Origin of the sequence: Streptomyces sp. MK37H, from assembly GCF_018035285.1 — a bacterium.
Classification (GTDB): domain Bacteria; phylum Actinomycetota; class Actinomycetes; order Streptomycetales; family Streptomycetaceae; genus Streptomyces; species Streptomyces endocoffeicus.
On sequence record NZ_JAAAYH010000012.1, the window covers coordinates 22,843 to 42,930 of the forward strand.

A 20,088-nucleotide genomic window follows, 5' to 3' on the forward strand; every position below is an offset into this window, starting at 1 on the left:
CGACCCCGGCCCCACCTGACGACCGAGCAAAGAGAAAGAGAGCGCGCGATGACCCAATGGGACCGCAAGGCCGGCTCGTGGCTCACGCGGTACACCCCGGTCCCGGGGGCGGGCGGCGCGGGTCGCCGGACCCAGCTGATCTGCCTGCCGCACGCCGGGGGATCGGCCACCTTCTTCCAGCCGCTGGCCCGCGAGATGGCCGAGATCGCCGAGAGCCCCGAGGCGGCGGAAGCGGCAGACGCGGCCGAGGTGCTCGCGGTGCAGTACCCCGGGCGGCAGGAACGGCGCGCCGAGCCGGTCATCGAGGACCTGTCCGTCCTCGCGGACCGCACCGCCGAGGCGCTGGCGCACGCCGGGGACGCCCCGCTGGCCCTGTTCGGGCACAGCATGGGCGCGCTGCTGGCCTGGGAGGTCGCCCGTCGGCTGGAGACCCGGTACGAGCGGCGGCCCACCGCGCTGATCATCTCCGGGCGGCCCGCGCCCTCGCTCCACGCGGACGTCCAGCTCCACCGGCGCCGGGACGCCGAACTGATCGCCGACCTGCGCCACCTCAGCGGCACGTCTGCCGATCTGTTGTCCGACCCGGGCATCCTGCGGATGGTGCTGCCCGTGCTGCGCGGCGACTACAAGGCGGTGGACGGCTACCGCTACGTTCCCGGGCCGCCGCTGCGCTGCCCGGTCGCCGTCCTCCTCGGGGACCGGGACCCGTGGGCCGGGGAGGCGGAGGCGAGGGGCTGGGCCGACGAGACGACCGGCCCCGTCACGTTCCGCACCTTCCCCGGCGACCACTTCTACCTCACCGCCCAGTGGCGGCAGGTGGCCCGGGCGGTGGCCGAAACCCTCTCCTCGGTCACCGCCGGCTGACCGCACCACGCCCCAACGACCCCTTTCCGAAAGGAACGTGAGACATACGATGGCCGAAACCACGAGGGCGGTGGTGCTGGGCGCGGGTATGGCGGGCATGCTGGCCGCCACCGCACTGGCCCGCCATGTCGATGCCGTCACCGTGCTGGACCGCGACAAGCTCCCGGATGGCGCCGATCCCCGCAAGGGGGTGCCGCAGGCGCGCCACACCCATGTGCTGTGGTCGGGTGGGGCCCGGGTGATCGAGTCACTGCTGCCCGGCACCACCGACCGGCTGCTGGACGCGGGCGCCCACCGGATCGGGCTGCCGGAGGACCTGGTGTCGCTCACCGCGTACGGCTGGCAGCAGCGGTTCCCGGAGACCCAGTTCATGGTCGCGGCCAGCCGTTCGCTGCTGGACTGGGCGGTGCGCGACCAGGCGGCGCGCGACCCGAAGGTGACCGTTCTCGGCGACATGGACGTCATCGGGCTGCGCGGCGACGCCGGGCGCATCACGGGCGTCACGTACAAGCCGCGCCGGGAAGGGACGGTGTCGGCGCTCGAAGCCGACATCGTGGTGGACGCCACCGGGCGCGGCTCACCGATGAAGCGCTGGCTCACCACGCTCGGCCTGCCGCCGGTGCAGGAGGACGTCATCGACTCGGGGATGGCGTACGCGACCCGCGTCTTCCGCGCGCCCGAGGGCGCCCGGAAGAAGTTCCCGCTGGTCAGTGTGTACGCGGATCACCGGGCCGGAATACCCGGGCGTAACGGGATCCTGCTGCCGATCGAGGGCGGCCGCTGGATGGTGACCCTGTCCGGCACCCGGGGCGGCGAGCCGCCGACCACCGAGGACGGCTTCGCGGACTACCTGGAGACCCTGCGCCATCCGCTGATTGCCGAACTGGTGCGCCGGGCCGAGCCGCTGACGGGTGTCCAGGCGTCGCGTTCGACCGCCAACCAGCGGTTGTTCTACGACCGGCTGGTGGACTGGCCGGACGGCCTGGTGGTGCTCGGGGACGCGGTGGCCGCGTTCAACCCGGTGTACGGGCACGGCATGAGCGCCGCGGCTCTCAGCGCATCCGCGCTGGGCGCCGCCCTCACAGAGACCGGCCTCACGCCCGGGACGGCGCGCGCCGCGCAGCGGGCGATCGGCACGGTGGTGGACACCCCGTGGTCGCTGGGCACTTCGCAGGACATCTGCTACCCCGATGTCTACACCCAGACCGAGGATCCCCGGTTGACCCGGTTCGCCGACGAGCGGCGCCGGCAGGCCGATGTGATCGGCACGGTCGCGCTGGCCGACCCCGTGGTGTGCGCGGCGGCCATGCAGGTGAACACGCTCTCGGGAGCCGCGGACGCCCTCCAGTCAGCCGAGGTGCAGACGGCGTTGGCCCGGGTGACGAACGACGGGCTGCCTCCGCTCACGGCTCCGACCCTGAGCGACGACGAGCGCCGAGCGGCCGAACTGGACGCCATCCTGCCTGCTTGACCGCTGTTGACGGACTTTTGACGCGGCCGGGGGAGATTCCTTCCCCCGGCCGCCGTGCTTCCCCTTCACAGCGACGCGGCGTCAGATTACAGTGAGGACTGAAACTTCTAGAAGTTGCTGTTCACCCTAGGAGGTGCTGCAGTATGTCGTCATCTGCTGACCAGGAACCAGGTTCCGAGACGGAAGAAGAAGTACTGGCGTGGATGGAGCAGGTGACGGCCTGGTTCATGCAGCAGGCAGGCTGGCCCCCGATCATGGGCCGGACGATGGCCTGGCTCATGGTCAGCGATCCACCGGAGCAGACCGCCGCGCAGATCGCCAAGGCCGTGCAGGCGAGCCGGGCCTCACTCACCACTACGCTCCGGTTGCTCACCGAGGCACGGATGGTGCAGGCGGTCACCCGGACCGGCCAGCGTGCCACCTACTACCGCATCACCGAGGACGCCTGGTCCGGCGTTCTCAAACGACGCCTCGAGAGCCTGGCGTCCTTCGTGGACATCACCGGCGACGGGCTGAAGCTCTTCCCCGACGGCGCCGAGCGCGCCGGACGGATGCGTGAAGCCCACCGGATGTTCGAGTGGCTCAGCTCCGAGGCCGAACCCATGTGGAAGCGCTGGGACGCCATGAACTCGGGCGATCAGAAGACTGAAGGGGAAGAAGAGGGGATGTCGTCATGAGTAGCAACGAGGAGTCCCGCAAATGGTGGGCACTCGGAGCGATCGGACTGAGCCTGCTGGCGGTCGGGGTGGACGCCACCATCCTCAACGTCGCACTGCCGACGGTCAGCGCCGACCTTAATGCGTCAACAAGCCAACTTCAGTGGATTGTCGATGCCTTCACCCTGGTCCTGGCCGCGGTCCTGCTGCCGGCCGGTCTCCTGGGTGACAAGTTCGGCCGTAAGAAACTGCTCCTGCTGGCCCTGATCCTGTTCGGCGCTGCCTCCCTGTGGTGTGCCTATTCCGGTACGGCCGACCAGCTCATCGTCGCCCGCGCGGTGCTGGGCCTCGCGGCGGCCTTCCTGGTGCCGCTGTCCACCTCCGTCCTGCTCAACATCTTCGAGAGTGAGGCGGAGCGCACCAAGGCCATCGGTGTCGTCGCCGTCTCCCAGATGCTCGGGCTGCCGCTCGGACCCATCATCGGCGGCGCGCTGCTCAACCACTTCTGGTGGGGCTCGGTCTTCCTCATCAACGTGCCCCTGGTGCTGCTCGGCACCCTCGCGGTCGCCAAGCTCGTGCCCGAGTCGCGCGGCGCGGGGGACACCGGCATCGACTTCGTCGGCGTCGTGATCTCCAGCGTCGGTCTCACCGCCCTCACCTTCGGCGCCATCGAGGCGGGCGAGAAGGGCTGGGGCAGCCCCGAGACGCTTATCTCGGTGGGCGGCGGTCTGGTCGCCCTGATCGTGTTCGCCGTCTGGGAGGCCCGGGTTGCCGCGGCCGGCCGCTACCCGCTGGTCGACCTCAGCCTCTTCCGCACCCAGGGCTTCGTCTGGGGTTCCGTGCTCAGCACCGTCGTCAGCTTCGCGATGTTCGGTCTGATGTTCGCCCTGCCGCAGTACTTCCAGGCTGTCCAGGGCGCCGATGCCCTCGGCACCGGTCTACGGCTGCTGCCCATGATCGGCGGACTGCTGGTCGGCGCCAGCGTCATCAACAAGATGCCCGCCAACCTCGGCCCCCGGTCCGTACCCGCCCTCGGCTTCCTCCTGATCGCCGCGGGCCTCTTCACGGGCACCTACACCGAGACCGACACCGGATACGGATTCGTCGCCATCTGGCTCGTGGTCATCGGCGCCGGCCTCGGCCTCGCCATGACCCGCTCGATGTCCGCCGCCCTCAACACCCTCTCCAAGGAGCGCAGCGGCGTCGGCTCCGCCGTCGTCCAGGCCCTGCGCCAGGTCGGTGGCGCGATCGGCGTCGCGGTGCTCGGCTCCGTCGCCAACGCCAGTTACCGCGACAACCTCGATCTCGGGGGCGTACCCCAGCAGATCGAGGAGGCGGCCGGCCGAAGCGTCTCCACCGGTGTGGCCGTGGCGTCCAAGCTCAAGGACGCCAAGATGCTCGACACCGTACGCGACGCCTTCGTGGACGCCATGCACACCCTGCTGTTCGTCTGCTCCGGCATCGGCGTCATCGCCGCCCTGCTCGCCCTGGCCTTCATGCCCAAGCGCGTGGCCCAGTCCCCCGAGGCCGCGACCGGGACCGAGGACGAAGGCGCCAAGGAGACCAGCGACTCGGTCTCCTGACCCCGGGCCCCTGACCGGGGCCCGAAAACGCCGCGGCACCGCTAATCCCCCGCATGCGGTGCCGCGGCTTATTCGTGTTCTTCTCGTTTCCTACTCGGCGACGTAGGTGACCCGACTCCAGGCGAAAACCTGAAGGTCGCTCCCGTCATGGCTGACCGTTTCCGGGGTGGGCTCGAAGTGCTCATAACGATTGCCCCGCTGAATCTTCAGCGAGAGAGCCGGGTCCGCCACATAGCGGACGCGTTCGGCCTCGGACATCTGGGAGGCGGGTCCCCCTCGGAGCAGCACGTTGGCCCTCGGACTCTGAACGGCGGTCACGGATCCTCCTCCTGGAAGAAAGCTCTGCGCGGCCAACGTTCCACCAGCCGCCGGCCTCCGGAGAACCCCTATCCCCCCATACCGTGCCCGGCCCGCCGATGCACGGGTCCTGACGCCCGGTTAGGGGTTCATGCGGTGGTGCCGCCCTGCCTAGAGTCGGCCCGGCCGTCCCGCAACCCATCCATGAATCGGGGGCCCTCATGGCCATGGAAGACCTCGTCAGCGCCGCTCTCTCCGATGACGCCACCCCGGAGGACTTCGCCGCACTGTCCGTGCCCGAGTCCTACCGCGGAGCCATCATCCGCAAGGAGGAGGTCGCGATGTTCGAGGGGCTGGCCACCGTCGACAAAGACCCCGGGAAGTCGCTGCACATCGAGAACGTGCCGACCCCCGAACCCGGCCCCGGCGAGGCCCTGATCGCGGTGATGTCGAGCGCCATCAACTACAACACCGTGTGGAGCGCCATCTTCGAACCGCTCCCCACCTTCGTCTTCCTGGAGCGCTACGCCCAGTCCGGCCCGGAAGGCGCCCGCCACGACCTCCCGTACCACGTCCTCGGCTCCGACCTGTCCGGCATCGTCCTGCGCACCGGCCCCGGCGTCCGCCGCTGGAAGCCCGGCGACCGGGTCGTGGCCCACTGCCTGTCGGTCGAGTTGGAGAGCGCCGATGGCCACAACGACACCATGCTTGACCCCGAGCAGCGCATCTGGGGCTTCGAGACCAACTTCGGCGGCCTCGCCGAACTCTCCCTCGTCAAGGCCAACCAGCTCATGCCCAAGCCGGACCACCTCACCTGGGAGGAGGCCGCCTGCTCGGGCCTGGTCAACTCCACCGCGTACCGCCAGCTCGTCTCTCGCAACGGTGCCGGGATGAAACAGGGCGACAACGTGCTGATCTGGGGCGCCAGCGGCGGACTCGGCAGTTACGCCACCCAGTTCGCCCTGAACGGCGGCGCCAACCCCATCTGCGTCGTATCCTCCGCCCAGAAGGCCGAAATCTGCCGCACCATGGGCGCCGAGGCCATCATCGACCGCGCCGCCGAGGACTACCGCTTCTGGAAGGACGAGCAGACCCAGAACCCCCGCGAATGGAAGCGCTTCGGCAAGCGCATCCGCGAACTCACCGGCGGTGAGGACGTCGACATCGTCTTCGAGCACCCCGGCCGCGAGACCTTCGGCGTCTCCGTCTACGTCACCCGCAAGGGCGGCACCATCGTCACCTGCGCCTCCACCACCGGCTACCGCCACGAGTACGACAACCGCTACCTGTGGATGTCGCTCAAGCGCATCATCGGCTCCCACTTCGCCAACTACCGCGAGGCATGGGAGGCCAACCGCCTCATCTCCAAGGCCAAGATCCACCCCACCCTGTCAAAGGTCTTCCCCCTCTCCGACACCGCCGCGGCCGTCCGCGAGGTCCACCGCAACCTCCACCAGGGCAAGGTCGGGGTCCTGGCCCTGTCCCCCGAGGAGGGCCTGGGCGTGGACGACCCCGAAACCCGCGCCCGCCACCTCCCGCTCATCAACCGCTTCCGCGGCACGGGAGAGTAGCCGGGCCCGACGGGGCGGCCGGGAGCAGCGGGTGGCCGGGATCCGACCAGAGGAGTCGCAGCAGCACGGTCAAGCATCTCGTCGGTCGGCGCGGACGCGCTACACCCAGTCTTGGACCAGGGGAGGAGAGGAGCGATTGTGTTGACTTTTCTCCAAGCTCACCGAGTGCGTGACCTGCACGGACGCAATATCCGGCACCTACAGCACGGATGTGGTTTCTGTTGGCAGCCGGTGGCTTTTCCCGCCCCTCACGCAGGGGCCGGCCGTCGTCGCTCCGCGCCCAGCCCGAGGCGAGCTCGCTCACGACATGAGCCCTGGAATCCGCAGGCGCCTGCCTACACCGGTGGCGGAACGCACAGCGTCACGCTGTTCAAGGGCGGCCCCGACTTTGACGAGTCGGGCACGGAGTCAGATGCCGAAGCCGATGACGAGCCGAAGTTGCCTGACAAATGGGCTCCTTCCAGTGATCCGGAGCTGATCGTCTGCGAATTCCTGGTGAAGGAATCCGTGGGGGGCCGGCTGATCGCATGCGAGTACGAGGAGCTGGGTGGTGATGGATCCGTCAGCACCCGCGTGCCTGTGTATTCGGCGGGATACAGCTATCGGGTGCTCGAAGCCAAGACGGGCCGGCTGGTGGATCCGTTCAACCTGAGCGGTTCAGTGAGTGCTTGGGATTCCTGCCCGGTCGAGCAGAGCGGCATCGCGTCCAGCGAAGCGGCGTATCAGCACGTTTCCAGCCGTGACTTGACCAAACGGCTGCGTTTCCCTGGTCGAGGGGCCCACGGGGGGACTGAGGTGAAGGGAAGCCCGCCCCTGGGGCGCGGTCCGCGCCCCGGGGCTGGGCCAAGGCCCAGGAGCGCGTCGGCTTGGGAACGCAGGAAGTCGGCCCACGTGCTGGAGCTCCGGTCGGGCGCCGGATCGATGCCGGCATCCTTAAGGATCTTCCAGACGGTCGACGCGGCCACCTTCACTCCCAGCACGAGCAGCTCGCCATGACGGCGCCTGTAGCCCCAGCTTGGATTCTCTCTCGCCAGACGCAGCACCAGAATCCGGATGGAGCGCACGGTACGTGGGCGACCGGGTCGCTTGGGCCGCGATAAGGCGGCATGACGGCGCCTGGCAAGGTCACGATGCCAGCGCAGCACCGTGTCAGGACGCACGAGCAACCGCACCTGCCGCAGAACCGGCAACGGCAGCCGGTGCAGCAGCGCCGCCAGGAACGCCCGATCGCCCGGAGCGAACCGAACTCGGCCACCGTCGAGTTGGCGTTCGAGCACCGTGATCTGATGGCGGAGGGCCGGGATCTCCGTATCCTTGTCCGGTCGCTCATCGGCAGCAGACGCAGCAGCGCGAACGCGTTGGTCACTCCCAGGTAGGCCAGTCGCAGCAGCACGGTCGATCATCATGACGCGTGGACTACCCGCTATGCGAGAGCGCCGACTCGAGCGACGGGGCCGACGACCGCCAGTCCGGGTGCATGCCTTCTACCAGGGCGGATGACATTCTCGGCAAGCACACGGCTGAGCGGAATCTACGGAACGATCCTGTTCGACGAGCTCGGCGAGAACGCGGACGGTGACCTCCATCAGCGCAATGTGACCGTCTTCGCTGACGGCGAGCTGGACCGGTCTCCCTGTGGATCCGGCTCGGCGTCACGAGTGGCGGTACTCGCGGCTCGCGGAGCGCTCAAGCCCGGGAAGGAACTGTTGCACGACTCCATCGTGGGGTCGCGGTTCACCTGCTCTGTCATGGGCGAGACCACGGTGGGTGCTTTCGACGCGGTCGTTCCCACCGTAACCGGCATGGCCTATCACTTCGGGTCGAGTCGGTTCACGGTCGATCCTCGGATCTAGGCGGGCGCAGCTGCTCGGTTCGAGGACGTCGCGGTACCCGCGGACCTCACGGCGACCGACGAGGACCGCCACGAGGTCCGCGCGTGGCTCTGGCGCGTGCTCCTCGCCGACGGCACGCGCGCCTCACCACCGGGGGACGTCAGCAACGGACCGAGACTTCCGTGCCAGCCGCCATCTCATGCCGGACCAGCGGAAACCGTACGTAAGGTTCGGAAAGAGAACCACCCCTGAGGCCCAGTCGCTCCGCTGCCGCGACAGTGATCCCGGTCCTGTAGATCTCGAAGAAGTGGCCGGGAGGTCGGGCTTTGCCGCGCCTATTCCTTCCATCGCGATGCTTATGGAATGGCCTGGATCAGCTAATTGCTGGCGGCGGATGGGCGCGGCGGTCACGGCAGGGACGGGGCAGCCGAAGCTGCCCGCCGTTGATCTCGCCCGTCAGTAGCGGCGCATTCAGCGGCCGCCCTCGGTCAGGGGGCTGGCTCAAGCATGTGCCCATGATGGCCGGTGCCGTGTCCGTGCTGCGCAGTGGGCGCGGCATCACCCGTCCCCGCGTCCACGGAGAACAGCGCCCGGAGCCAGCCTATTTGGGCTCGCTTACCCACTCGGCAGCAGAGCAGGTCAGGCACGTAAGCGGCGAGCATGCTGCACCACAGTGGCGTTCAAGGTCTCTCTGGTGTCCCGCCCGGGCGGGAGAACGTCCGGCCCGCCCGGGCGGTGTAGTCGTTTGAACTTGTTTTCTTGTTAGGGAGCTTGACGAAGTTTCGAACACGACTTCACACTAGCGCTCACCTCCTGGGGGCGGTTCGGCTGGCGCACCCTGCGGGACAGTGCTCCGAGACGTCCTCCACTGCCCATGGAGAAGGGCGTACCACGCTATGCAACGAACCTTGAGACGCACCGCGCTCTTGTGGGTCTTGGCATTGCTGGCAGCTGTGTTGGCGGTAGGCGCGGCTCCGGTGCACGCGGCGGCCGGTACCACCACCATCACTCTCGACGGCAGGCAGAGCGGGCGGACATTCGACGGAATAGGTGCGATCAGCGGTGGTGGCGGTAATTCGCGGCTGCTGCGGGACTATCCGCCGGCCCAGCGGTCGCAGATCCTGGACTACCTCTTCAAGCCGGGCTATGGCGCGAATCTCCAGCTGCTGAAGCTGGAGATCGGCGGCGACGCGAACTCGACCGACGGCGCGGAACCGTCCATCGAGCACACTCGCGGCCAGATCAACTGCAACGCCGGTTACGAGTTCTGGCTCGCCGAGCAGGCCAAGGCGCGCAACCCCAAGCTAAAGCTCTACGGGCTGGCCTGGGCGGCGCCCGGCTGGATCAACGGCGGTTTCTGGTCCACCGACACGATCAACTACCTGATCTCGTGGTTGGGTTGTGCCAAGCAGCACGGCCTCACTATCAGCTACCTCGGCGGCTGGAACGAGAAGGGCCACGACGCCAACTGGTACGTCCAGCTGCGTTCCGCCCTGAACAGCGCCGGTTACTCCCGCGTCCAGATAGTCGCCGACGACTCCGGCTGGAGCGTCGCAAACGACATGGCGAGCGACCCCGCGTTCAACGACGCCGTCCAGGTCATCGGCGCCCACTACCCCTGTGAGGGCGGTGACGGCGGCAGCGCGAACACCTGCTCCAGCACCACCACGGCGAAGAACAACGGCAAACCGTTGTGGGCCAGCGAGAACGGCTCGCAGGACATGGACTCCGGGGCTCCCGCGCTGATCCGCTCCATCGTCCGCGGCTACACCGACGCGCGGATGACGGCCTACCTGAACTGGCCGCTGGTCGCCGCTCTCTACCCGAACCTGCCGTTCGACACCGTAGGCCTGGCCACCGCCAACTCGCCCTGGTCGGGGCACTACTCCATCGGCGAGGACACCTGGGCGACCGCTCAGGTGACCCAGTTCGCCCAGCCGGGCTGGAAGTTCATCGACTCCGCCTCCGGCTACCTCGGCGGCACCGAGTCCAACGGCGCCTACGTGACGCTGAGGTCACCGAAGGGCACCAACTACTCCACCGTGCTGGAAACCACCACCGCCACCGCGGCCCAGACTGTCACGATGCGCGTCGAGGGCGGTCTGTCCAACGGTCCGGTGCACGTGTGGGCCACCCGCGTCAACTCTCCCAGTGCCGCAACGGACTTCGTCCACACCCAGGACCTCACCCCGCACAGCGGCACGTACACGCTGACCCTGCGGCCCGGCTGGATCTACACGGTCACCACCACCACGGGCCAGGGCAAGGGCACCGCCACCTCGCCCGCCGCCCACGCGCTCGCGCTGCCCTACCGCGACAACTTCGACAAAGACGCCACCGGCACGGAAGCCACCTACCTGTCCGACATGCAGGGCTCGTTCGAGGCGCGGCCGTGCGCGAACGGGCGCTCCAAGCAGTGCGTGCAGCAGGTGACGCCGGTGAAGCCGATCGAGTGGCAGGACGACTCCGACCCCTTCTCTCTCCTCGGTGACACCTCCTGGACCGACTACACGGTGAAGGCCGACGTCAACCTCCAGCAGGCCGGCACCGTGGAACTGCTGGGACGGGCCAATACCCAGAACCGGCCGCAGAGCCACCAGGCGGCCTACCAGCTGCGGGTCAGCGACACCGGTGCATGGTCGATCGCCCGGAACTCCGCCGCGGGGATCCTGACCACCCTCACCTCGGGAACCCACACCGCGCTGGGCACCGGCTCCTGGCACACCATCTCGCTCGGCTTCTCCGGCGACGGGATTACCGCGACCCTGGACGGCGCCACCCTCGGCACAGTCCACGACAGCAAGTACAGCTCTGGACAGGTCGGCATCGGCGTGGTCGGTTACCGGACCGACCAGTTCGACAACCTGTCGGTCACCGCGAACCCGCCGGGGAACGTCACTGGCATCCTCAAGGGACGGGAGTCGGGCCTGTGCGCCGGCGTCCCCTCCGCCGGCCAGACAAACGGCACCCAGCTGCAGTTGTCGGACTGCGTCGGCGGCACCAGCCAGAGCTGGACCGCCACCCCGTCCGGCCGGCTGATGGTCTACGGCACCGAGTGCCTGTCCGCCAACGGCACCGCCGACGGCACCCCGGCTCAGATCGACGACTGCGATGGCACCGCCGCCCAGCAGTGGGCGGTCAAGTCCGACGGCACGGTGGTGAACACCGCATCCGGCAAGTGCCTGGACGCCACAGGCCACGGCACCACCGCCGGCACGACGCTGGACCTGTGGACGTGCACCGGGGGCGCCAACCAGTTGTGGATCCGTGGTGACGCCTCCAGCCTGCTCAAGGGCCAGGGATCGGACCGGTGCGTCGACGTCCCCGCGTTCAGCCAGACCAACGGCACCCAGGTCGAGCTGTGGGACTGCAACGGCGGCACCAACCAGATCTGGAACTCCACCACCACGAACCAGCTGACCGTGTACGACACCAAGTGCCTGTCCGCCAGCGGAACCGCCGACGGCACTCCGGCCCGGATCGAGGACTGCGACAACTCCACCGCCCAGCAGTGGCGGGTGCGATCCGACGGCAGTGTGGTCAACGTCGGCTCCGGCAAGTGCCTGGACGCACCGGCGAACGGTACCGCGAACGGCACGCTCCTGGACCTCGCGTCCTGCACCGGCGCCGCCAACCAGAACTGGCAGCGGCCGCAGGGGGCTTCCGGCTCCACCACCCAGTAGCACTACCCAGCCCTGTCGCCCAGTTCCTCCCCCTCCCCGCCGGGCCGCGCAAAGGCCGTAATCCGCGATGGCCCGGCGGGGCCTCGAACACGCGTGAGAGCGCTTTCACCGCCCACTTCCACGATCCGATCTCCGAGGACACCCATGCCAACCACCCAGCTCAGACCGCTGACGCTGCGCTGCCTACTGGCGCTGATCCTGCCCTTGGCCGCCCTGCTGATCCCCGCGCACAGCGCCGCAGCTACCGCCGCACCCTCCACCTGGACCGTCAGCGGACCATCCGCCAAGTCCCCGACCTCCGCCCACCTGGCCCTGAACAACGGCACGCTGACCTTCGCCGCGTCCAGCGACGGCCAGACCGTCCTGTCGCCGTCCCCTATCGGGATACAGACGAGCACGGCCGACCTGACCCAGAACCTGACGTTCCTCCAGCGCACCGATCGCACCGTCACCGAGTCCTACACGATGACCACCGGCAAGCAGCACGTCCGGCGGACCACGTACGGGGAGTCGACGCTGTCCTTCACCGGCGCGGGCGGCGCCCGGCTCGACGTCGTGGTACGCGCGTCCGACACCGGCGTGGCCTACCGCTACGTCCTGCCCGGCAGCGGATCGGTGACGGTGGTCCGCGAGGCGTCCTCGTGGACGGTCCCGACCTCGTCCAACGCCTGGCTGGTGCCGCCCGACCAGGAGGACCAGGGCCAGTGGTTCGCCACCACCGCAGGCGGCGCGCCCAGCAACACCTACCACCTGCCGGCGCTGTTCCAGGTCGGCAGCAACTACGCGCTGGTGGCCGAAACCAACCTCGACGGCCGCTACGCCGCCTCGTACCTCTCCCACACCTCCGGCTCCGGCACCTACACCACCTCTCTGGCCAGCGGCATCACCAGCTCCCTGCCGCTGTCCACGCCCTGGCGCACGGCGGCCCTCGGCAGCCTGGCCAGCGTGACGCAGTCCACGATCGTGGACGACCTGGCCACGCCGTCGAAGGTGGCCGACACCTCCTGGATCAAACCGGGCACCGTCGCCTGGTCCTGGCTGAGCGAGCACTCCAGCCCCTCGAGCGAGGAGCGACAGAAGCAGTACATCGACTTCGCCCAGCGGCACGGCTGGAACTACGTCCTGATCGACGAGGGCTGGTCGTCCAGCTGGGTGCCGGACATCGTCTCCTACGCCAAGGCCAGGGGCGTGCGGGTCATCCTGTGGTTCAACTCCTCCGATCTGAGGACGGCCGCACAGCGCGCGGACTGGCTGCCCCGGGTCAAGGAGTGGGGCGTGGCCGGCTTGAAGGTTGACTTCATCGACGCGTACACCCAACCGACCCTGCAGTGGTACGACGCCCTCCTCGCCCAGACGGCCGACCTGAAGCTCATGGTCAACTTCCACGGCACCGCCATGCCGCGCGGCATGCAGCGGACCTGGCCGCAGGTGGCGACGGCCGAGGCCGTCTACGGCGCCGAGCAGTTCCACAACCGGGCCGCGTTCAACACAATCCTGCCGTACACCCGCAACGTGATCTCCAGCATGGACTTCACGCCCGTGGTGTTCAGCATGACCAGCCGTGACACCACGGACGCCCACGAGTTGGCCACCTCGGTGGTGTTCGAGTCCGGCTGGCAGCACTTCGCCGACAGCCCGGAAAGCTATGAGGCCCACCCCGAGGCGCTGCGCATCCTCGACCAGCTGCCCACCACCTGGGACACGACGCGGCTGCTCGGCGGAAGCCCCGGCAAGGAGGCGTACGTGGCGCGCCAGGCCGGCGGACGCTGGTACGTCGGCGGCATCTCGGCGCTGCCCGCGAAGACCTTCCAGTCCTCACTGTCGTTCCTCGACTCGGGCAAGTGGCTCGCCGAGACCGTGCGCGACGGCTCCAACGGCCTGCTGCACGAGACGAAGGTGGTCACGAACGCCGACAGCCTGTCCGTCCCGGAGGCGGCCAACGGCGGCTTCGTCACCGTGCTGTGCCGCTACACGACCGGGCTGACCACGTGCAATGGCCGTGGCCTCACCGGATTCCTCAAGGACAGCGAGAGCGGGCTGTGCGCCGACGTCCTCGGCGCGGGCCAGACCGACGGCGCCAAGGTCGGGCTGTGGGACTGCAACGGCGGCACCAACCAGACCTGGTCCGCCGACTCCGCCGGCCGGCTGACGGTCTACGGCACCAAGTGCCTGCAGGCCAAAGACGGCGGCACCGCTGACGGCACCGCGCTACAGATCAAGGACTGCAACAGCACCGCCGCCCAGCAGTGGACGGTCGATTCCGACGGCACGGTGGTGAACACCGGCTCCGGCAAGTGCCTCGACGTCACCGGCGGTGGCGGGACCGGCGGCACACCTCTGCAGATCTGGACCTGCAACGGCGGCCCCAACCAGAAGTGGTTCCGCTTCAACACCACCTCCGTCTACAAGGGCCAGCAGTCGGGCCGCTGCGTCGACCTGCCCGGCGGCAACCAGACCAACGGCACCCCGGTCGCGCTGTGGGACTGCAACGGCGGCACCAACCAGGCCTGGACCTCCACCGTCAGCAACGAGCTGACGGTCTTCTACAACAGGTGCCTGGAGGCCAAAGGCGGCGGCACCACCGACGGCACCGCGGTACAGATCAAGGACTGCAACGGCAACGCCGGCCAGCAGTGGCGCGTGCGTTCCGACGGCACGATCGTCAACGTCAACGCCGACAAGTGCCTCGACGTGATCGGCGGCGGCACGGCCAACGGCACCCTGCTGCAGCTGTCGACCTGCAACGGCGGCGCCACCCAGAAGTGGGTGAGGTCCTGATGACCCACTTCTGACGCTCGAAGAGCAAGAAAGCCGACGGCCGGCTCTCGCGCTTGCACACCTGAGTCAGCGAGGCCGGCCTCGTGCTGGTCGCGGTGGATGCGGGGATTCTCGTGGGGCTTTCCTTCGGTGAGGGCCGGCGTTGTGCCGGGAGGTGACCTCCCTCTTGCCGTCCTTGCCGGCACCATCGCCGTGTGGCCGCGGGGTCAGAGGCTTCCCCATTCCTGTGCGGCTTGTGCGAGCCGCTCCCACACCGCCGCGACCGCCGCGCTCGTCGGTCTCGCGCAGGGCGTGGAGAAGGTGGCTCTGGTTCCAGATCAAGGTCCGGTCCAGCAGCTCCCTGCGGCAGGTCTGTATCCAGCGCTCGACGAGCGAGTTCGGAGGTTGCGTCCGAGCTGGACGACCCACTCCGCGGTGGGGTGTGCCGTGGCGCCGAGGACCCTGATACGACGGGTGGTGTGCTCGATGATGGCGAAGACGTACAGGCGCGCCCCTGTCAGCATGCGGACTTCGAAAAGATCGCAGGCGATCTCCCAGACGGTTGAGGCGGCGGCCTTGATCCTCAGTGCCGCGAGTTCGCCGTGGATCCGGCGATACCCCCACGAGGCATTCTCCCTGGCCAGGCGCAGGACCAGGGCGCGGATCGACCGTAGGGTGCGCGCGCGTCCGCGTCGCCTGGGTACGCAGGCCGCGGCATGGCGCCGTCCGAGCAGCTCACGATGCCAGCGCAACACCGTCTCGGGGCGGACCAGCAGCACAAGGTGCCGCAGTCTGTCTTCGGGCAGGTGGTGGAGCAGGCCGGCGAGGATGGCACGGTCGCTGTCGGTGAAGCTCGGCTTGCCGACCTGACGCTGCAGGACCAGCAGTTGGTGCCGGAGGACGAGGATCTCGATGTTCTTTTCTCTGTCGCTCATCGGCAGGAGGCGTAGGAACGCCAGGGCGTTGGTCGTGGCGAGGTAGGCCAGGCGCAGCGGCACGACAGATCATGAGGCTCTGACCGGGGAGTATGCCCTGTTCAGAGCCCTGGGTCGTACTGCGGCACTGTCCTCTTCTCCCCGGGAATTCCCGCGCGCTAGGAGGTGCGCTGGGCATGGAGACGGTCCAGCAGTTCCGCGGCGTTGGTCATGTGGTCGCCCACGGCCTTGATCACCGCTGCGACGTCCGCTGACTCGATCGCGCCGACGATGTCGGCGTGCTCGTCGACGGCCTCTTGCGGCATCGAGTAGTGTCCCTCGAGCCGGGCCAGACACATCCGCGTTTCGACCAGTAGTGTCCTGCTGGTGCGCTCGAGGCGCTGGTTGCGCAGGCAGGCCACCAGCATCTCGTGGAACCGCATGTCCGCCGCTGTCAGCTCGGCTGGGTCGTCCGCCGTGACCGCGGCCGTCATGGCGCGGTGCTGCTCGCGAAGACTTGCCAGCACCACCGGATCCTGGGTCTCAGCCAGCCGCAACGCGGCCGAAGTCTCGATCGCGCGTCGCGCGTCGTAGATGTCGGCGAGATCCTCCGGCGAGAACGTCGTGACGAAAACACCGCGGTGCGGGATGGCCGTGACCAGTCCCTCCTGCACCAGCCGCTGCAGCGCCTCGCGCACCGTGGGCCGTGAGGCGCCGAACGAGGCGACAAGATCCGGCTCGACGAGTTGCTCCCCTTCGGTGATCTCACCATCGGCCAGTGCCTGCCGTAGTCGTGCGGCGATCATGTCCGGCCGCGACGGCACCGCCATGGGGTGCGCCGCAAGCGTCGCGCGGCCCCTCCTCGCACCAGCCATCCTGCACGGACCTCCTCGGCCTCCATCGACATGCCACCGCTTGCGGTGCCTGAGGGCGGCTGAAGCGGCTCATCCCCCTGGCGACGCATGCGGGGCTGTATCCGAGAATACAAGCAGCCAGATCGTTTGACGATCTGACGTTCTCTGGTAGCTTTCGCAGCAGTGGATGGAGGCATGGCCCAAAAGGCCCCTTCGTTCAGTGTGGAAATGGCGTCTTCCTCTCACCCCCGACGCCCAGGACGAACAACGTGAGGCCTATGCCCGAGGCGGTGATGCCGCCCCGGGGCTTCTCAGAGGCCGTATTCCGGAGCGTGTGCAGGCCCCGCCGTGCGAGGGCCCGGGTGCCGCACTGATTCCTCTCGCGTCGATGCGCGACTGTTCCCCGCACTCCGCCGCGCCACCGTGCGTGCGTGACGGAAGGGGCCGATTCAGGCGTCCGCTATGAGGCGGGCCGTGAAGGAGTTGACGTCTATGAATCCAGCACCACCAGGCGTGACGAGGGAACTTGTCCGGCGCACCACGATGCGCAAGACGATGTGGCGCATCCTGCCGTTCCTGCTCTTCGCCTACCTTGTCTGCTACCTCGACCGCGTCAACATCAGCTTCGCCTCACTGGAGATGAACGCCGACGTCGGCATTTCCGACAGCGCCTACGGGATCGGGGCAGGGGTCTTCTTCGTCGCGTACTTCATCTTCGAGGTGCCCAGCAACATAGCTCTGACCAAGTTCGGGCCCCGGCTGTGGATCGCGCGGATCATGATCACTTGGGGGATCATCGCCGGCTGCATGTCATTGGTGCAGGGGCCCATCAGCTTCTACGTTCTGCGCTTCCTCATGGGGGTCGCCGAGGCGGGCTTCTTCCCGGCGATGATTTTGTATCTGACCCGGTGGTTCCCCCGGGAGAAGCGGGCCCAGGCGACCGCGACCTTCTTCATGGCGGTGCCGCTCGCCGGTCTCATCGGCTCGCCGCTGTCGACCTGGCTGATGACCATGTTGCACGGGGTGGCGGGCCTGCGTGGTTGGCAGGCGATGTTCGTCATCGAGGCCGTTCCCTCCGTGCTCGGCGGGATCGCGTGCCTGTTCTGGCTGGTCGACAAGCCCGCTCAGGCCACGTTCCTCACCGAACCCGAGCGGGCCTGGCTGGTGGCCGAACTCGAATCCGAGACCGGCGAAGTCTCCGCCACCCACCGTCATCAGCATTCGACCATGCGGACGCTCCTGCGACCGGCGGTGCTCTACATGGCCCTGATCTATCTCGGCCTGGAGTTCGGTGAGTACGCGCTCGGGTTCTTCCTGCCGCAGATGGTGCAGTCCTTCAGCGATCAGTTCGGCACCCATCTGTCGCTGATGCAGATCGGTCTGATCAGCGCCATTCCCAGCGCGGTGGGTGTCTGCTGCATGATCTTCTGGGGCCGCCACTCCGATCGCGCGCAGGAACGCACGTGGCACATCGTGATTCCCACCCTCATCGGCGCGGCAGCCATCGCGGCGTCCCCGTTCTTCTCGAACTTCTTCATCGGCATGGTGCTGGTGTCGGTCACCGCCGCGGCCATCTACTCCAGCATCCCGGTGTTCTGGCAGCTCCCGTCCCGCTATCTCGTGGGCACCGCGGCCGCGGTCGGCGTTGCCGTCATCAACTCCGTCGGCAACCTGTCCGGGATCATCGCACCCTCCCTGACCGGCGTCCTCAAGGACGCCACCGGCACCTATTCGGCCGGCTACATCCTCCTCGGCGTGTTCTTGCTATTCGCCGCCGGCGGAACACTCGCGTTGCACCGCGCGACACACAGGGCCCCGTCCAGTGAACCCGTCACTTCGGTGCCGCGGGCCTCGCAGACCGAGGTCTGAACCACCCGGTGTCCACCACTACCCACCGCTACCCACCACCGTTCACCGTCCCGCACCACCGAAAGGACAGATATGCGCAGCAAGGACCAGTTCCAGGGCATCCAGCGCTCGCTCCAGCGTGCCTGGATCAAGGGAGCCGGCTTCACCGATGAGGAGCTGGACCGCCCGCTCATCATGATCGCTAACACCTACCAGGACTTCTCACCTGAGAACGCGCACCTGCGTGGTCTGGCCGCTGCGGTCAAGGCGGGTGTGCGGATGAACGGCGGGACGCCGATCGAGTTCAACACCTTCCATGTCACCGATAGCGAGGCGTTCGCCGCGCACAGCATGCGCTACGTTCTGCCCAGCCGGGACATCGTCGCCGACTCCGTCGAGCTGATGGCCGAAGGCCACGGGGTCGACGCCCTTGTCCTGCTCACCGGTGGCGACAAGCCCACTCCGGGCATGGTCATGGCGGCGGCCCGGCTCAATCTGCCGTCCATCCTGCTCTACTGCGGTCCCACCAAGTATGGCGAGTACCGCGGCAAGCACCTGTTCCTCGAGACCGTCTACGACGGTGTCGGCGAGGCGGTCCGCGGTGCCATCAGCGCGGAAACGCTCAAGAACTGGGAGGACGAGCTGTTCCCTGGCCCCGGCGCAGGCGACACCCTCACCAGCGGCAACACGGCGGGCATCTACACCGAAGCGCTCGGGCTGTCACTACCGGGTACCGGCACGCTCGCCGGCGGGACCAACAAGCAGATCCGCGCGGCCAAGTACACCGGCATGCGCATCGTGGACCTGTTCCGGGAGAACGTCCGGCCCAGCGACATCCTCACCCCGGCCGCGTTCGAGAACGCGCTGCGCGTCGCGCTGTCGGTGTCCGGCTCGACCAACCTCGTTCTGCACTTCATCGCGATGGCCAAGGAAGCCGGTGTCGAACTCGACTTCAGCTTCATCGACAAGATCGGCCGGGAAACCCCCACCCTGGCCAAGCTTGCACCCTCGGGTCCCTGGGGCGTGACCGAGCTGGGTGAGGCCGGCGGTGTGCCGGCCGTCCTCAAGGAGCTCGGCGACCTCATCCACGGCGACACCATCACGGTCTCGGGCAAGACCACCGGCGAGGTCGCCGCCGCGGCCGAGAACACCAACCCCGAGCTGCTCGCCACCCGTGTCGAGCCGAAGGCGCCCGAAGGCGCGATCTACATCCTCAGCGGCAGCCTCGCCCCCGAGGGTGCGGTCGTGAAGGCTTCCGGCGTCACACCGGCGATGTGGGAATTCGAGGGCGTCGCCCGCGTCTTCGAGAACGAGGAAGACGCGATCACCGCCACCTTGGCCGGCGAGATCGAACCCGGCACGGCGATCATCATCCGCAACGAAGGGCCTAAGGGTGGCCCCGGCATGCGCGAGATGCTCGGCGCCACCTCCGCCGTCGTCGGCATGGGCCTGTCGGAGACAGTCGCCCTGATCACCGACGGCCGCTTCTCTGGCGCCTCCCACGGCCCCGCGATCGGCTACGTCGGCCCCGAAGCCGCCAGCGGCGGTCCCATCGGCCTGGTACAGGACGGCGACACCATCACCATCGACCTCCATGCCCGTCGACTCGACCTCGCCGTCGACGAGGCCGAACTCGAACGCCGCCGCACCAGCCGTGTCGCCCCCGCCCCGAACGTCACCCGTGGCTACCTCGCCTTCTACGCCCAGCACGTCGCCCCCGCCAACCAGGGAGCGGTGATGCCTCGCTGACCCCAACCC

General features: G+C 68.3%; 13 protein-coding genes and 1 pseudogene. 11 read left to right on the forward strand and 3 right to left on the reverse strand.

Features of this window, described 5'->3' with window-relative positions:
* Positions 1–48 precede the first annotated feature (48 nt).
* The 4 genes from GWI24_RS03530 (at position 49) to GWI24_RS03545 (ending at position 4,574) form a co-directional block, all read left to right on the forward strand.
* Positions 49–864, forward strand: a complete 816-nt coding sequence (locus GWI24_RS03530; protein ID WP_210944424.1) for a thioesterase II family protein — start codon at positions 49–51, stop codon at positions 862–864.
* A gap of 49 nt (positions 865–913) precedes the next feature.
* Positions 914–2,335, forward strand: a complete 1,422-nt coding sequence (locus GWI24_RS03535) for an NAD(P)/FAD-dependent oxidoreductase (protein WP_210944425.1) — start codon at positions 914–916, stop codon at positions 2,333–2,335.
* Positions 2,336–2,538: 203 nt separating this feature from the next.
* Positions 2,539–3,012 carry a GbsR/MarR family transcriptional regulator gene (locus tag GWI24_RS03540; protein ID WP_210944426.1) on the forward strand — a complete coding sequence of 158 codons (474 nt, stop codon included), beginning with the start codon at positions 2,539–2,541 and terminating at the stop codon, positions 3,010–3,012.
* Positions 3,009–4,574: an MFS transporter gene (locus GWI24_RS03545; protein WP_210944427.1), complete on the forward strand. Its 1,566-nt coding sequence runs from the start codon at positions 3,009–3,011 to the stop codon at positions 4,572–4,574. The genes GWI24_RS03540 and GWI24_RS03545 overlap by 4 nt, the downstream gene beginning before the upstream one ends.
* 90 nt (positions 4,575–4,664) lie before the next feature.
* On the opposite strand, the gene GWI24_RS03550 is transcribed toward GWI24_RS03545, so the two are convergent.
* Complete coding sequence (locus GWI24_RS03550) at positions 4,665–4,892, reverse strand: DUF5988 family protein (RefSeq protein ID WP_210944428.1); 228 nt, start codon at positions 4,890–4,892, stop codon at positions 4,665–4,667.
* Between the two features lie 206 nt (positions 4,893–5,098).
* Between GWI24_RS03550 and ccrA the strand changes: the two genes are divergently transcribed.
* The 5 genes from ccrA (at position 5,099) to GWI24_RS03575 (ending at position 14,735) form a co-directional block, all read left to right on the forward strand.
* Positions 5,099–6,442 (forward strand): crotonyl-CoA carboxylase/reductase, encoded by a 1,344-nt coding sequence (gene ccrA, locus GWI24_RS03555; RefSeq protein WP_374103270.1) that lies wholly within the window; start codon positions 5,099–5,101, stop codon positions 6,440–6,442.
* Positions 6,443–6,607: 165 nt separating this feature from the next.
* On the forward strand, positions 6,608–7,438 hold the full coding sequence (locus GWI24_RS03560) for a hypothetical protein (protein WP_210944430.1): 831 nt from the start codon (positions 6,608–6,610) through the stop codon (positions 7,436–7,438).
* A 500-nt stretch (positions 7,439–7,938) separates the two neighbouring features.
* Positions 7,939–8,295 carry a proline racemase family protein gene (locus GWI24_RS44840; protein WP_374103269.1) on the forward strand — a complete coding sequence of 119 codons (357 nt, stop codon included), beginning with the start codon at positions 7,939–7,941 and terminating at the stop codon, positions 8,293–8,295.
* Positions 8,296–9,209: 914 nt separating this feature from the next.
* Positions 9,210–11,957 (forward strand): ricin-type beta-trefoil lectin domain protein, encoded by a 2,748-nt coding sequence (locus GWI24_RS03570; RefSeq protein ID WP_247615826.1) that lies wholly within the window; start codon positions 9,210–9,212, stop codon positions 11,955–11,957.
* A gap of 144 nt (positions 11,958–12,101) precedes the next feature.
* Positions 12,102–14,735 (forward strand): glycoside hydrolase family 97 protein, encoded by a 2,634-nt coding sequence (locus GWI24_RS03575; protein WP_210944432.1) that lies wholly within the window; start codon positions 12,102–12,104, stop codon positions 14,733–14,735.
* Between the two features lie 279 nt (positions 14,736–15,014).
* On the opposite strand, the pseudogene GWI24_RS03580 reads toward GWI24_RS03575, so the two are convergent.
* Positions 15,015–15,712 (reverse strand): annotated as a pseudogene (locus tag GWI24_RS03580) (integrase); the annotation flags it as partial.
* Between the two features lie 95 nt (positions 15,713–15,807).
* A complete protein-coding gene (locus tag GWI24_RS03585) occupies positions 15,808–16,458 on the reverse strand; it encodes a GntR family transcriptional regulator (RefSeq protein ID WP_210944433.1) in 651 nt (216 codons plus the stop codon).
* Between the two features lie 498 nt (positions 16,459–16,956).
* On the opposite strand from GWI24_RS03585, the gene GWI24_RS03590 reads away from it, so the two are divergent.
* The gene (locus tag GWI24_RS03590) at positions 16,957–18,351 is read left to right on the forward strand and encodes an MFS transporter (RefSeq protein WP_210944434.1); all 1,395 of its coding nucleotides are present in this window, start codon (positions 16,957–16,959) and stop codon (positions 18,349–18,351) included.
* 72 nt (positions 18,352–18,423) lie between these two features.
* The gene (locus tag GWI24_RS03595) at positions 18,424–20,079 is read left to right on the forward strand and encodes a dihydroxy-acid dehydratase (protein WP_210944435.1); all 1,656 of its coding nucleotides are present in this window, start codon (positions 18,424–18,426) and stop codon (positions 20,077–20,079) included.
* Positions 20,080–20,088: the final 9 nt, after the last annotated feature.

Excerpts from the sequence above, each read along its gene's own strand:
- GWI24_RS44840 (WP_374103269.1), top strand. The coding sequence starts at position 7,939 with ATGACATTCTCGGCAAGCACACGGCTGAGCGGAATCTACGGAACGATC.
- GWI24_RS03585 (WP_210944433.1), bottom strand. The coding sequence starts at position 16,458 with ATGGCGGTGCCGTCGCGGCCGGACATGATCGCCGCACGACTACGGCAG.
- ccrA (WP_374103270.1), top strand. The coding sequence starts at position 5,099 with ATGGAAGACCTCGTCAGCGCCGCTCTCTCCGATGACGCCACCCCGGAG.
- GWI24_RS03530 (WP_210944424.1), top strand. The coding sequence starts at position 49 with ATGACCCAATGGGACCGCAAGGCCGGCTCGTGGCTCACGCGGTACACC.
- GWI24_RS03535 (WP_210944425.1), top strand. The coding sequence starts at position 914 with ATGGCCGAAACCACGAGGGCGGTGGTGCTGGGCGCGGGTATGGCGGGC.
- GWI24_RS03545 (WP_210944427.1), top strand. The coding sequence starts at position 3,009 with ATGAGTAGCAACGAGGAGTCCCGCAAATGGTGGGCACTCGGAGCGATC.
- GWI24_RS03575 (WP_210944432.1), top strand. The coding sequence starts at position 12,102 with ATGCCAACCACCCAGCTCAGACCGCTGACGCTGCGCTGCCTACTGGCG.
- GWI24_RS03540 (WP_210944426.1), top strand. The coding sequence starts at position 2,539 with ATGGAGCAGGTGACGGCCTGGTTCATGCAGCAGGCAGGCTGGCCCCCG.
- GWI24_RS03595 (WP_210944435.1), top strand. The coding sequence starts at position 18,424 with ATGCGCAGCAAGGACCAGTTCCAGGGCATCCAGCGCTCGCTCCAGCGT.